Source organism: Flavobacterium mesophilum, assembly GCF_039581405.1.
Taxonomy (GTDB): domain Bacteria; phylum Bacteroidota; class Bacteroidia; order Flavobacteriales; family Flavobacteriaceae; genus Flavobacterium.
Genome location: NZ_JBCPXZ010000006.1, coordinates 309,056 through 322,499, shown reverse-complemented (window position 1 = coordinate 322,499; position 13,444 = coordinate 309,056). Strand labels below are relative to the sequence as shown.

14 protein-coding genes are annotated in these 13,444 nt (G+C 33.3%); 3 read left to right on the top strand and 11 right to left on the bottom strand.

The features are described 5' to 3' along the window. Positions 1-109: 109 nt before the first annotated feature. Positions 110-1,345 (bottom strand): ABC transporter permease, encoded by a 1,236-nt coding sequence (locus AAYQ19_RS19075; RefSeq protein ID WP_343538490.1) that lies wholly within the window; start codon positions 1,343-1,345, stop codon positions 110-112. Between the two features lie 111 nt (positions 1,346-1,456). Further along, on the bottom strand, positions 1,457-1,951 hold the full coding sequence (locus AAYQ19_RS19070) for a YkgJ family cysteine cluster protein (RefSeq protein ID WP_026728451.1): 495 nt from the start codon (positions 1,949-1,951) through the stop codon (positions 1,457-1,459). Positions 1,952-2,025: 74 nt separating this feature from the next. Here AAYQ19_RS19070 and AAYQ19_RS19065 point away from each other — a divergent pair, with 74 nt between their 5' ends. Then, positions 2,026-2,730, top strand: a complete 705-nt coding sequence (locus tag AAYQ19_RS19065; protein WP_343538489.1) for a class I SAM-dependent methyltransferase — start codon at positions 2,026-2,028, stop codon at positions 2,728-2,730. A 15-nt stretch (positions 2,731-2,745) separates the two neighbouring features. Continuing rightward, on the top strand, positions 2,746-3,291 hold the full coding sequence (locus AAYQ19_RS19060) for a YfiT family bacillithiol transferase (protein WP_343538488.1): 546 nt from the start codon (positions 2,746-2,748) through the stop codon (positions 3,289-3,291). A 60-nt stretch (positions 3,292-3,351) separates the two neighbouring features. On the opposite strand, the gene AAYQ19_RS19055 is transcribed toward AAYQ19_RS19060, so the two are convergent. The 8 genes from AAYQ19_RS19055 to AAYQ19_RS19020 form a co-directional block, all read right to left on the bottom strand. Then, positions 3,352-3,984 (bottom strand): 7-carboxy-7-deazaguanine synthase QueE, encoded by a 633-nt coding sequence (locus AAYQ19_RS19055; RefSeq protein WP_343538486.1) that lies wholly within the window; start codon positions 3,982-3,984, stop codon positions 3,352-3,354. Between the two features lie 100 nt (positions 3,985-4,084). After that, positions 4,085-5,749, bottom strand: a complete 1,665-nt coding sequence (locus AAYQ19_RS19050) for a tetratricopeptide repeat protein (RefSeq protein WP_343538485.1) — start codon at positions 5,747-5,749, stop codon at positions 4,085-4,087. A 16-nt stretch (positions 5,750-5,765) separates the two neighbouring features. Next, the gene (locus AAYQ19_RS19045; RefSeq protein WP_343538484.1) at positions 5,766-6,686 is read right to left on the bottom strand and encodes a PstS family phosphate ABC transporter substrate-binding protein; all 921 of its coding nucleotides are present in this window, start codon (positions 6,684-6,686) and stop codon (positions 5,766-5,768) included. Between the two features lie 2 nt (positions 6,687-6,688). Beyond that, positions 6,689-6,919 carry a hypothetical protein gene (locus tag AAYQ19_RS19040; RefSeq protein ID WP_057122313.1) on the bottom strand — a complete coding sequence of 77 codons (231 nt, stop codon included), beginning with the start codon at positions 6,917-6,919 and terminating at the stop codon, positions 6,689-6,691. Then, complete coding sequence (locus AAYQ19_RS19035; protein WP_343538482.1) at positions 6,919-7,722, bottom strand: energy transducer TonB; 804 nt, start codon at positions 7,720-7,722, stop codon at positions 6,919-6,921. The genes AAYQ19_RS19040 and AAYQ19_RS19035 overlap by 1 nt, the downstream gene beginning before the upstream one ends. A gap of 39 nt (positions 7,723-7,761) precedes the next feature. Next, positions 7,762-8,316 (bottom strand): ExbD/TolR family protein, encoded by a 555-nt coding sequence (locus tag AAYQ19_RS19030; protein WP_343538481.1) that lies wholly within the window; start codon positions 8,314-8,316, stop codon positions 7,762-7,764. A 19-nt stretch (positions 8,317-8,335) separates the two neighbouring features. Then, a complete protein-coding gene (locus tag AAYQ19_RS19025; protein ID WP_343538480.1) occupies positions 8,336-8,962 on the bottom strand; it encodes an ExbD/TolR family protein in 627 nt (208 codons plus the stop codon). A 61-nt stretch (positions 8,963-9,023) separates the two neighbouring features. Next, a complete protein-coding gene (locus AAYQ19_RS19020; protein ID WP_343538478.1) occupies positions 9,024-9,848 on the bottom strand; it encodes a MotA/TolQ/ExbB proton channel family protein in 825 nt (274 codons plus the stop codon). Between the two features lie 379 nt (positions 9,849-10,227). Here AAYQ19_RS19020 and AAYQ19_RS19015 point away from each other — a divergent pair, with 379 nt between their 5' ends. Next, on the top strand, positions 10,228-11,745 hold the full coding sequence (locus AAYQ19_RS19015) for a helicase HerA-like domain-containing protein (protein ID WP_343538477.1): 1,518 nt from the start codon (positions 10,228-10,230) through the stop codon (positions 11,743-11,745). A 164-nt stretch (positions 11,746-11,909) separates the two neighbouring features. Here the strand turns inward: AAYQ19_RS19015 and AAYQ19_RS19010 are convergent, their stop codons facing one another. Next, positions 11,910-13,253, bottom strand: a complete 1,344-nt coding sequence (locus AAYQ19_RS19010) for an FAD-dependent oxidoreductase (RefSeq protein WP_343538476.1) — start codon at positions 13,251-13,253, stop codon at positions 11,910-11,912. Positions 13,254-13,444 lie beyond the last annotated feature (191 nt).

The following is a 13,444-nucleotide window of genomic DNA, read 5'->3' as shown; positions in this document are numbered from 1 at the left end:
GCTCCGCTCGCACGGGCAAGATGTACTCATATATTATATGCATACAAAAACAAACCCGACAAGGTTTTCAAAACCTGCCGGGTTGCTCGAGCTTTTAGATTATTAATGACTAATCAAAACGAATTGCTTTGACTGGAGATATCTTGGTTATTATATAAGACGGTATTAGCAATACCAAAAAACAAATTATTATAGTTAGGAGATTCAATGCTATTACATAGCCCCAATTTAAATACACTGGAGCTTGATTCACATAATAGTTTTCGGGGTTTAGATGAACTACTCCAAATTGTTGTTGTATCAACAATATTGAGATTCCGATAAGGTTCCCCCAGAACAATCCCCGTATTATTAAATAGAATGCATTATATAAAAATATTTTTCGGACAGTCCAGTTGTTTGCTCCTAATGATTTTAAAATCCCGATCATTTGTGTCCGTTCTAAAATCAGAACCAAAAGCGCCACTACCATATTTATAGTAGCAACCAAAATCATAACTCCTAAAATCACTACTATATTAAAATCAAAAAGCTGTAACCAGTCAAAAATATAGCTAAACTTTTCAATAATAGTTTTAGTATCTAGTCCTGATGGTGTCTGTTCGTAAATTTGATTTCCTGTTTGTTTAATCTTTGTAAAATCTTTCACGAAGACTTCAAAAGCACCAATCTGATCAGGCGACCATTTATTGATCCTCTGAATGTGTCGAATATCACCTATTATAAAAGTCGCATCAAAATCTTGAAAACCGGAGCTAAAAATACCAGCAATTTTAAATCTGCGGCTATTAGGCATTTTCCCTTGTTCTTCTTTGATGAAAAAAGTATTAAAACTATCTCCTAGTTTTAAATTAAGTCGGTCCGCAAGAAATCTCGAAATAATGACTTCTTCATTTAATGATTTTGAAAAATCAGGCAATTTCCCTTCAACCAAATACTCTTTTATACTGCTCCAATCATAATCTGCCCCTACTCCTTTGAAAATAATTCCTTCAAAAGCATTTTCAGTTCTAATAATTCCAGCTTTAGTTGCGATAGCCTGAATATGCGTCACATCAGGAACCGATTTGAAATTAGGATAAAAATCCTGTTTTTTAGAAATTGGAACTAATGTCGCCTCAGAATTATTATTGTCAAAATTCGATATAATAACCTGTCCGTTAAACGCAGAGATTTTATCGCGGATTTTTTGTTGCAGACCAATTCCCGTTGCCACTGAAACCAACATCATTATAATTCCAATTGCAATTGCTGAAATGGCAATTTTTATGATAGGCGCCGAGATACTGCTTTTATAATCTTTCGCAGTAATAAGTCTCTTTGCTATAAAATATTCTAAATTCAATTTATTGATACTGTTTTGATATTAACAATTTGCATTTTCTTCAAGTCAAAAATACATTTAAAAAACCAGAATAGAATTGCTTCAAAAAACAATTAGCAGTTTTTAAAAACCTTACAACGGAAGTTTCTTCTTCATTTCTTCAACAATATTATAAGCCGCTGGACATATCGCAACATTTTTCAATGTTAGATCTGATATTTGATGAAACTTCTTGCGATCTGTATGCGGGAACTCTCGACAAGCTTTTGGACGGACATCATAAATCATGCAGTAATTTTCGCTATCCAGAAAAGTGCACGGAACACTTTTTAAAACATAATCTTTGTCTTCATCAATTCGCAAATACTGATCAATAAACTGCTGGGGTTTTTGCCTGAATGATTTAGAAATTCTTTCAATATCTGCCAAAGTAAACAATGGGCCCGTTGTTTTGCAACAATTCGCACATTGCAGACAATCTGTTTTTTTAAATTCGGCATCATGCAAATCCTGCATGATATAATCCAAATTTTTAGGCTGTTTCTTTTTAAGCTTATCAAAATACTTTTTGTTTTCGATATGCTTATCTTTGGCTAACTTATTTAAGTTGTTTAAAATTTGTTTCAAGTTTAAAATTTAAAGTTGAACTGCAAAATTAAACAACTTTAAACTTGAAACTCTAATATTTGAATTAAAATACGATGAAAGATCTTTTTGGGAAAGCGATGTTCGATTTCCAAACAAATAATTCACCCGAAGATATTATTACTGAAACTTCAATTTCTGAAGAAGACGAAATGAGTATTGGATATTTATTTCGTTCTTATAATGAAATGCCAAAAATAGAGCAAAAAGCACTTCAACTCGCTTTCGGCAAAATTTTAGACGTTGGTTGTGGCGCGGGAAGCCATAGTCTTTCATTGCAAAACGACAGAAATCTTGATGTGACTTCAATTGACATTTCAGAAAAAGCAATTGAAACATGCGAGTTAAGAGGCCTGAAAAACGTCAAAGTTCAAAATATCTTGGATTTTGGGGACAGCAAATTTGACACGATTCTTTTACTAATGAATGGTACCGGAATTTTTGGAAAACTCGAAAATTGCAACCAATATTTATCAAAATTAAAATCATTACTAAATCCAGGAGGCCAAATTTTGATTGACAGCTCAGATATCATTTATATGTTTGATGAAGATGAAGATGGCGGAAAATGGATTCCGAGCAATGATTATTATGGAGAATTAGTTTTCACTATTTCGTATAAAGGAGAAAAAGAAGAACCGTTTGATTGGTTATATCTAGATTATAATACATTACAAAATGCTGCAATCGCAAATGGATTAAAATGCGAATTAATCACTGAAGGCGAGCATTATGATTATTTAGCCAAACTTTCAATTTAAACAAATTTTAAACCAATGAAAGAACTTGATTTAGAAAAATTAAAATATCCTATCGGAAAATTTGAAGTTCCTATTGCTTTTACGCCTGAATTTCTTTCGAGTAAAATTGAGGAAATAACCACTTTTCCCGAAAAATTAAAAATAGAGACGCTAAATTTAACCAACGACCAACTTGACACGCCTTACCGTCCTCAAGGCTGGACTGTTCGCCAAGTAATTCATCATTGTGCTGAAAGTCATATGAATTGTTTCATCAGAATCAAATGGGCACTGACTGAAAACAATCCTGTAATCAAAGCATATGATGAAAATTTATGGAGCGAACTACCAGATAATTTAAAAATGCCAATTGAGCCAACACTTAATTTATTGAATGGATTACATTTTAGAATAGCTTATCTTTTGAAAAATTTATCTGAAATCGAATTAGAAAAATCTTTCATTCATCCTGAAAACAATTCTGAAATCAGTATCAAAAAGATGATTGCTTTATACGCTTGGCATGGAAATCATCATTTGGCACATATTACAACATTAAAAAAATATAACAATTGGGAATAATCTAATTTCCAGAACAATTTAAAACAAAAAATCTCTTCATAACTGAAGAGATTTTTTGTTTTATGGTATATTTAAATATTTATGCGTCTGAAGGGAAACACGCCATTTTGGATTATTCATTACATAATCAACAATCAAAGGCGTCATTTCTTCTTTTTTACTCCATTCTGGTTGCAAAAATAAAATTGCATTATCATTTACAAGTTCTGCTTGTTCTTCTGCAAAAATAAAATCATGCTTATTGTAAATAATCACTTTAAGCTCATGTGCATTGTCATAAACGGTTTGTGTTGGCAATTTATTTTTTTTAGGCGAAAGACAGATCCAGTCCCAAGTTCCACTAAGCGGATATGCCCCTGAAGTTTCAATGTGAACTTTTAGATTTTTATCTTTTAATTGCTGCGTAAGCAAAGTCATATCCCAAGTCAAAGGCTCACCACCTGTTATTACAACTGTGTCGGCATAAGTTGAAGCATTTTCTACAATTAAATCAGTTTTCGTCGGCGGATGTAATTCGGCATTCCAGCTTTCTTTCACATCACACCAATGACAACCTACATCACATCCTCCAATTCTAATAAAATATGCTGCTGTTCCAGTATGAAAACCTTCTCCTTGAATGGTGTAAAATTCTTCCATCAAAGGCAACATTGCACCTTTATTAACTTCTAATTGTATTTCTTTTGGTAACATTATTCAATTTTAAAGTGCAAAGATAGTCATTTAAATACGTAACAAAAAAACCGATAGCTCAATGAACTATCGGTTTTTTAATTAGTTATAAAAACTTATATTATTTTAATGCTTTTACAGATTGTGTTGCATAAGCATTAGCTGGATCTAAAACTAAAGTTTTGTTGAAATATTCAATTGCTTTAGCTTTGTCTGTATTAGCATAAGCAGCACCAATACTATTGTAAGCTTCAACAACTTTTTTAACTGTTGCAGGTTTTGCCAATTCCTCAGCACCTTTTGCAGTAGTTTTAGTAATATACTCTTCGTAATTTTTGATGATCAAATCGTCTTTCTCCAATAAGTTATTGATTCTTCCTTTATATAAGTAAGCCTCATCATAACTTGGAGAAGCAACAAGTACTTTGTCAAAAGCAGCATCAGCTTTTGCAAGCTCAGTTACATAAGCAGGATTTGTTTTGTTTAAGTTTGCATAATAAAGAGCAATACCATAATAAATATTATCATATAAGTAATTTTTCTGCTCTGCATTATTAACACCTAACTCATAAATTGCCGCTGCTTGAGCAAATTGCTTTTTCCCAAATAACTCTTTAGCAAAATCACCAAGTTCCTCAACTGCTAATGGCTCTAGTTCAACAGCTTTCTTAATATCAGCAATACCTGAATCAAAAGCAGCTTTATCTACAGTACCATCCGCTGCAGTTCCTTTTTTAATTTTAGCAAACCCTAAGTATAAATAATCCCTTCCAATTACTTTATTTGAAGGACTTTTGATGTAATCTTCGATTGATTTGATAGCCACATCTGTGTTACCATTTTCATATGCTGCATATCCTAAATATCTGTAAATTCTAGGATTAACTTTATCTTCAGCGATCATTTTATTAGCAACTACCTCTAAATTCTTATAATCTTTTACCAAAATTAAGAAGTCAGCATGACGCATTTTAGAATCTAATGAATAATCTGTCAAACTAAGATATTTTTCATAGTTCTTAATTGCATTTTGCAAATTAGTTTGAGAAGTAGAAGGCTTGTTTCTTGCCCATTTGTAATAAGTTTCAGCCAACTCTCTGTAAACAGGACCGTAATTTGGATTTATAGCAATAACTTCGTTGAAAGATTTAATCGCTTCATCGTATGATTTCGCTCCTTTTAACAAAACACCTAATTGCATTTTTGCTCTTAAAAGTGTTGGATCAGCAGTAAATGCGTCACGGTATGCTTTATAAGCATCATTTTGATTATTTGCTCCGTAATAAGCATCTCCAATTGCCAATAAAGCTGTAGCATTTTGAGGCTCTATTGCTAAAGCACGTTTTAAACTTGTAATAGCACTATTGTAATCAGGATTATTTGAATTCATATATGCTCTACCAATGTAGATATACTCATCAATATCTTTACGCTTCATATCTTTAGTCGCTAAACCAAAGTTTGCTTGCGCCGCTGCAGTATTTTTATTGTCAAGATCTATTTGACCTAGACCAATATAATTTAGGTTCTTTTTATCTGAAGCTTCAATTCCATTTAAATAATAAATTTTAGCAGAATCGACTACACTTTGATTTAAATAAATATTTCCTAAAACAAAATTAGCTTCACCATCTGAAGGTTTTGCTTTTATGATTGACTTAAGCAAAGATTTTGCCTTCTGAAACTGTTCAGCATCGATAGCTTTTTTAGCTTCTTTAATATCTTGCGCTTGTGCAACAGAAGCTGTCGCCACTAAAGCAAGACTAAAAATTTTAAATTTATTCATCTTTATCGTAATTAATTTATTCTTTATCTTTAATAATTTCACTTCTAATCTGAAGCTTTCTTCCTGGAGTTTTAACTGGCATTAAGCTGGACTTCAAAACTATTCTCTGACCGATTTCACCAGCAATAAAAGAAGAAAAACCCATTCCTAATCCAGAATACCCTTGACAATTTATAATAAACAAATCACGTGCCAAAGGATATTTCCCTTCCATAAGCTCAGTTTGACTTGGGTAATGATATTGATTATCCTTCAACCCCTTAACTCCTAAAATATTGACTTTCTTTATGTAATCAGTCATATTTTGCGAAGGTTGCGAAAGCCAGTTCACACCAACTACTCCAATCATTCCTTCGTTTTCAGAAACGAATTTAATAACTTCATCGTTAGTATTAAAAGAAAAAACTCCATTTTTTGGAATATCTTTAACTTTCGCCAATTCTTTCATATAACGAACTGTACTAGAGTTCGGATTGTCAAACACAAGTCCTTTTATAGTTGAATCCGTTTTCCCTTGCATAAAATCAATTACACTTTTCAACGCAATTAATGTATCTTTATTGCTCTTACTAGAAATAAAGGCAATAGCATCAACAGCAAAAGGAGTAACTCTAGGATTAATCTTGCTTTTTTCAAATTGTTTCAACTCTTCACTGGTTAGCTTTCGAGCAGTCACAACTACTTTAGTTTTCTGATTTAATAAATCATTAATAACCTCTGCTTCAGACTTAGGTTTCACATTAATTTTGGCATCATAATAAGTGCCTTCAAAAACTGCAACTTGATCGTCCACAATTGGCTTTACAGTCTCATCAACTGCAATATCAAGAGATCCTTTTAAAATTGTTTCTTTAGTATCATCCTTGCTTTTTTGGTTACACATGGCAAACAAAAAGACAAGAAGAACTACTCCTGCAACTTTACTATACTTTAACATAATTACTCTGTATTTGAATTAATTAATCTCAGAAAACGTATAGCCGAGTATACGATCAATAATCCGCCAAAAGCGTATCTATATTTTGGTTCCATATCTAATGGCAATTTTTCCCAAAACATAATCATTAAACCCAGCACAAGATATATCAAAAAAAACAGTATTCCTAAAACAAGAAGAAATCGCTCTTTGAGCGATTTCTTCTGAATATTATTAAGCATATCTTTTAACATTATTCTGCAGATTGAATAGTAATAGGAAGAGAGTATAATACCCTAACTTTTTTACCATTTTGCTCGCCAGGAGTCCATTTTGGACATTTTTTAAGAACACGAATTGCTTCTGCTCCTGTACCGTAACCGATATCCCTTAAAACTTTAATGTCGGTTAATGAACCGTCTTTTTCAACTACAAACGTAACGTAAACTTTACCTTTTAAACCTTCTTCTTCTGGAGTTTTGTAATTGTTTCCTACGAATTTGTAGAATTTATCAATACCTCCTGGGAAATCTGGTTTTACCTCGATACCAGCTGTGTTGTAAACTTGGTTGTCTTCTTCTACAACTTCAGCCACTGGACCTTTACCTACAGGCTCCTCAACAGTAAGTTCTGCATTTGGATCTCCTTTGATAGTTTCAGCACCAACTTTCTTATCTTTAAGATCTTCAATTTTTGGTGGGTCTTCTGTAACTTCGTCTGCTTTAGCAACAACCGGTTTCACGAACTTCACTTGATCCACTTTTGGTGGAGGCGGTGGTGGTGGCGGTTCATTTGGTTTTACCTCTTCTTTTTTCTTAACAGGGATTTTCGCTGTTACGATCTTGATATCTTTATCCATATCCTCATCACTGGAATCTGGCAAATAACTCGCAATAAGAGGAGCGGCAACAGCAAAGCTAAAAATAACCGAACCAATGATAAGTGCTCTTACCGTTGTTTTTTTGTTCGATTTTCTTAACTCATATGCCCCATATATCTTATTACGCCCTTCGAATACGATATCAAGCCATTGATTTTTTATAATATCTAATTTCATTTTTCTTGATTATTAGGATGTTCAAACAAGACAAAACAATTATTGTTTGTCTATTAATTTTGTTTCCTCTGGCGTAAACTCAGGAACAATCGCATAAGTATCTACTCCTGTAATAGCCATCTCATCCAACATATCAACCAAATTACGGTAATTTGATTTCTTAGTAGGTTTAATGATAACTATTATCCCATTCTTAGGTTTTCCTAAAGCAGCAGAATAAGCTAATACTTCTCTCTTTTGCTTCAATAATTCTCTACGAATACCATCTTTACCATATGCAATATCTTTTGGACCAACTTTTGGAGCCGCTAATAATCCCATATAATAAACCATTTTATTATTTTCTCCTAACATCACAGTCATTGTACGATTCTCATCTACTTTAACTGGAGGAGTTTTATCGTCTGGATCTTTATCTGGCAAAGATAAATCCATTGCTTTAGGTTTTGACAACGATGTAGTCAACATAAAGAATGTGATCAATAAGAACGCCAAATCTACCATCGCCGTTAAATCGACTTTCGAATTTTGCTTCTTGCTTCTTACCTTACCACCTTTTCCGCCACCACTGTCGCCAGTATTTAATTCAGCCATTTTAGTGTATCTTTTTTAATTAAAAGTCTTTTCCTCTTGTACCTGTAACTAAGTTAAAGGAATTGATTTTTTGCTCCTGTAAAATATCCATAATCTTTTTGATTTGAGGATATTGTTCTTTAGCATCTCCTTTGATTGCAATCTCTAATTCTTTATCATCAAGATCAATTGCAGCTCTTCTTGAAACCAAAAGCCACTCTTTTAATTGATTATCTGTAGAATCGATTGGAATACCTGGCTGATTTGCTTTAGTTCTCTCAGCTGCTTTCATGTCGATGATTTGTTTCAAATTTGCCAATGGAACACCAAAGTCATCCATTAATGCAAATTTTTCCTTATCATCATCTGAAAAAGCAACTCCTAACTTTGCTCCCATACCTTCAAGAGTTCTTTTACGAATCTCTCTTCCTTTGATATCGAAAAACACTTTGCTTTTCCCGTCTTTTCCTTTTCCTATTGTAATAATTGCCAAATTAGAATCTGGTAATTTATGTTCTACAGTAGAAGCAGGCATATCTACAGGAAGTGCTTCAGGCACTTTAGCAGTAGCAGTCAAGATAAAGAACGTAAGCAAAAGGAACGCAACATCGCACATGGCAGTCATATCTGTCGATGTCGACTTCTTTTTCATTTTAATTTTAGCCATTATCTTTTATTTTATTTTTTTGATATAATTAAATCTTAATTATTTATATATCAAAAATTAATTATTGTTTTAAACTTCCTCTGAATTTTCTGTAAGTATTCACGATTGTAGTACCAGCCTCATCGATAGAGTAAGTTAAATCGTCAATTTTAGCAGTAAAGAAGTTGTAAGAAACAATTGCAAAGATAGATGTAGAGATACCTGTTGCAGTGTTGATAAGTGCCTCAGAGATACCTGTTGCAAGAGCAGCTTGGTCAGGAGTTCCAGCAGAAGCTAACGCACCAAACGCTTTAATCATACCTGATACAGTTCCTAATAATCCTCCTAATGTACCTAAAGATACTAAAGTAGAGATAATAGTCATATTTTTTTCCAACATTGGCATTTCTAATGAAGTAGCCTCTTCGATTTCTTTGTGGATTACTTCTGAAGCCTCTTCACTGTTGAATCCTTCTTTTTTAACGTCTTGATATTTAATCAAAGCAGATTTAATTGCATTTGCAACTGAACCTTGTTGTTTGTCACATGAAGCGATAGCACCTTCGATGTTTCCTTCTTTAATACTTCCTTGAACACTTTTCATGAATTTGTCAAGGTTAGTTTTTCCTGCTGCTTTACCAATAACGATAAATCTCTCAATAGAAAAAACAACAACCATTAAAAGCATACCTAACAATACTGGTACAATGAAACCTCCTTTGTACACCATCCCTAGAGTATTGATTGGGTGACCTGTTTCAGCGTTTCCTCCTTCAAAGTTCGCTGGATTACCCATGATTACTTTCCAAATAAACACCCCCACTAAGATACACGCTGCAATAATGATTCCAGTGATCATTCCTCCTCCATTTGAAGTGCTTTCTTTTTTAACTTTAACGTTTGCCATTTTTTTTAATTTTAATAGTTTTAAATAATTTTTATTTTTTAGTTATATTTAACTTGTAGAGGAGCAAATTTATACGTTTAGTTTAAATAAAAAAACTTTTTTTAATTTTATTGAAGGAAATTTAACGTCAATTTAAAAAATATCTCATTAAATTGCCTGCATCATTTTTTTGATAAAACAAAAAAAAGGTCGAATAGTAAAAAAATTACAACGTTTTAGTAAATATTCAATTAATCCATTGAAATCTTCTTAAAAAGCTGCGAATTTTTTTTTTATACATTTTTCAATCAAAAAAAGCTTTTTCTTACTAAAAAAAATATAGCTATTTTGTTAAAAACGAAGCAAAACTTTCATAATCATATAAATTACAGATAAAAACATGAATAAAAAAGATAATTTCATTCAAGAAATAAACAACGGTTATCTTTCTAAAGGCGACAGCATTACTTTGGGAAGCGCAATTCTGGATGGAGAAGCTATTGCTGAGGCTCATGTAAAAATTCCTCTTAAAACTCTTAACCGTCACGGACTTATAGCGGGCGCAACTGGAACAGGAAAAACAAAAACAATTCAAGTTTTTTCGGAGCAATTGTCCAATGTCGGCATTCCAGTATTAATGATGGATATTAAAGGAGATTTTAGTGGTATTGCAAAAGAAGGAAAGGAACAAAGCTTTATTACTGAACGTCATGCTAAAATGAACATACCTTATAATGTAGCTTCGTTTCCTGTTGAATTGATGTCTTTATCGAAGCAAAATGGAGTTCGTTTGCGTGCAACGGTTTCTGAATTTGGACCAGTTCTGTTTTCTAGAATTTTAGATCTAAATGATACTCAAGCCGGAGTTGTGGCAGTAATCTTTAAATATTGCGATGACAACCAAATGCCTTTACTAGATTTAAAAGACATTAAAAAAGTCATTAATTATATCACAGAGGAAGGCAAGGAAGAAATTGCTGAAAGTTACGGCAAAATTTCAACTGCTACGACTGGAACAATCTTGAGAAAGATCATCGAATTGGAACAACAAGGTGGCGATTTGTTCTTTGGCGAATTATCCTTTGACACCGACGATTTGATGCGAATCGATGAAAACGGAAAAGGTTACGTAAACATTATTCGCTTGACGGATATTCAGGATAAACCAAAATTATTCTCGACTTTCATGTTAAGTCTTCTTGCTGAAATTTATCAAAAAATGCCTGAAAAAGGAGATGCTGAACAACCAGAACTAGTAATCTTTATTGACGAGGCACATTTGATTTTTAATGAAGCCAGCAAAGTACTTTTGGAACAAATTGAAACGATCGTAAAATTGATTCGTTCAAAAGGCATTGGTGTTTATTTTGTTACGCAAAACCCAATGGATGTTCCGAGTGGTGTTTTGGCACAATTGGGATTGAAAATTCAGCATGCTCTTAGAGCTTTTACTGCAAACGATCGCCAGGCAATCAAAAAAACAGCTGATAATTATCCAACATCAGAATATTATAAAACGGATGAATTGTTGACCAGTCTAGGAATTGGAGAAGCATTAGTCACTGCGCTTAACGAAAAAGGGATCCCAACTCCTCTTGTTGCCACAATGATGCGTGCACCAATGAGCAGAATGGATATTTTAACGGATGAAGAAATCGAAGAAATAAACGGAAAATCAAAACTGGTCAAAAAATATGCTGAAGAAATTGACCGTGAAAGTGCCTTCGAAATCCTAAATAAAAAACTTGCACAAGCGGCAGAAACAGCAGCGCAACAAGAAGAACAAGCGCCAGCAAAATCATCGAAATCGGAACCTAGCACTACAGAGGTTGTTACAAAATCTGTTCTTAAAGTCGTAACAAGTGCTACCTTTATAAGAGGTGTTTTTGGCGTTTTGACTAAAATGTTTAAAAAATAGGCAGCAAATTAAACCATATAAGTGATATAAGTAAATATAAAACTTTGTCAATAATAGAAAACCCGACAGGTTTTAAAAACCTGTCGGGTTTGTTTTTTGTATAAATTCATAAATAGTGTTTGATGAATTTATATTTACTTATATCACCTATATGGTGTAAAAAATTAAGCTTGTTGCAACAACGCAAGAATTTTATTCTCAACTTCCGGAGTATTCCAGATATTCTCGATATTTTCCATTCGGAGAACTTCTTCCATAATTCCGTTTTGGTAATCTCCAATTGCTAAAGCCTCTGCATAAGGGCGATCGCTGAAAGTTACTCGGCTGTAAAGCGGAATCCATTTATCTGGATGTTTATCTGAAAAAACCTTTTCTATCTTCTTTTGCAACAAGAATTTTTCATCTGCCGTTTTTGTACTCATTTCCATGAAATTTCGATACGAAAGCTCTGCAATGGCGTCTGCATTTGGTTTTCTTGAAATTTGATATTCTGAAAAGATTTTTTTCCAATCGTCTTGGTACTTTTCAATCATTTCATTCAAAACCGTAATATCTTCAAAACCAGCATTCATTCCTTGCCCATAAAATGGTACAATTGCATGACAAGCATCTCCTATCAATGCAATTTTATCTTCATAAGTCCATGGAAAACATTTCATAGTCACCAACGTACTTGTTGGATTCTTAAAGAAATCATTTGCCAGTTCCGGAATCACTTCAATAGAGTCTGGGAAATTTTTCTCGAAGAAATCTTCCACCATTTTGCGATCGGTTAACGATTCAAAAGAATTTTCACCTTCAAAAGGCATAAATAAGGTGCAAGTAAAACTTCCGTCAAGATTAGGAAGCGCAATCAACATATACTCGCCTCTTGGCCAAATATGAAATGAGTTTTTATCTAATTTGTGTGTTCCATCAGGATTTGCTGGAATATTCAATTCTTTATACCCCATATTCAAGAATTCCTGTGAATAATTGAACATACTTTGGCGTTGCATTCTGTGACGAATTCTCGAAAAAGCACCATCGGCACCAAAAACCATGTCGTATTTTCTTTCTTCCCACTCGCCTCTTTCTGTTTCACCAATATGAAGTGTAGCATCGCTTAGCGTAACATCCCAGATTTTCTGTTCAAAATGAAATTCGGCCCCAGCTTCTTCTGCCAAGTCGATCATTTTTCTATTAAGCTTTCCTCTCGAAATCGAATAAATAGATTCGCCTTCCTGCCCGTAATTCTGAAAATTCAGTTTATCGACCAAATGAATGGCGCGTTTGTCCATCGGAATTGCGATTTCTCGAACTGAATTTCCAACACCAACGGCATCAAGCGCTTTCCAGCCACGATTTGACATAGCAAGATTAATGGAACGTCCAGAGAAATTTATTTTTCTAATATCCGGACTGCGGTCATACACATGAACGGTGTGGCCAGCTTTTTTAAGATAAATTGCCAGCAGCGATCCTACAAGTCCAGAACCAACAACAGCAATTTTTAATGAAGTTTGCATCGAGGGAAAATCTATAATTGGGCCGTAAAAATAACCATTAATTATAGATAACCTTTAAAATAAGTGAATTATTTACAATCGGATATTCAAAAGATTTGTTTGATTTTTTTAGTTTTTTAAAAATATAACAAAATGTTATTTTTAATGATTTATTTATAAAAATCAAACATTTACTTTCGCTTTATATTTTA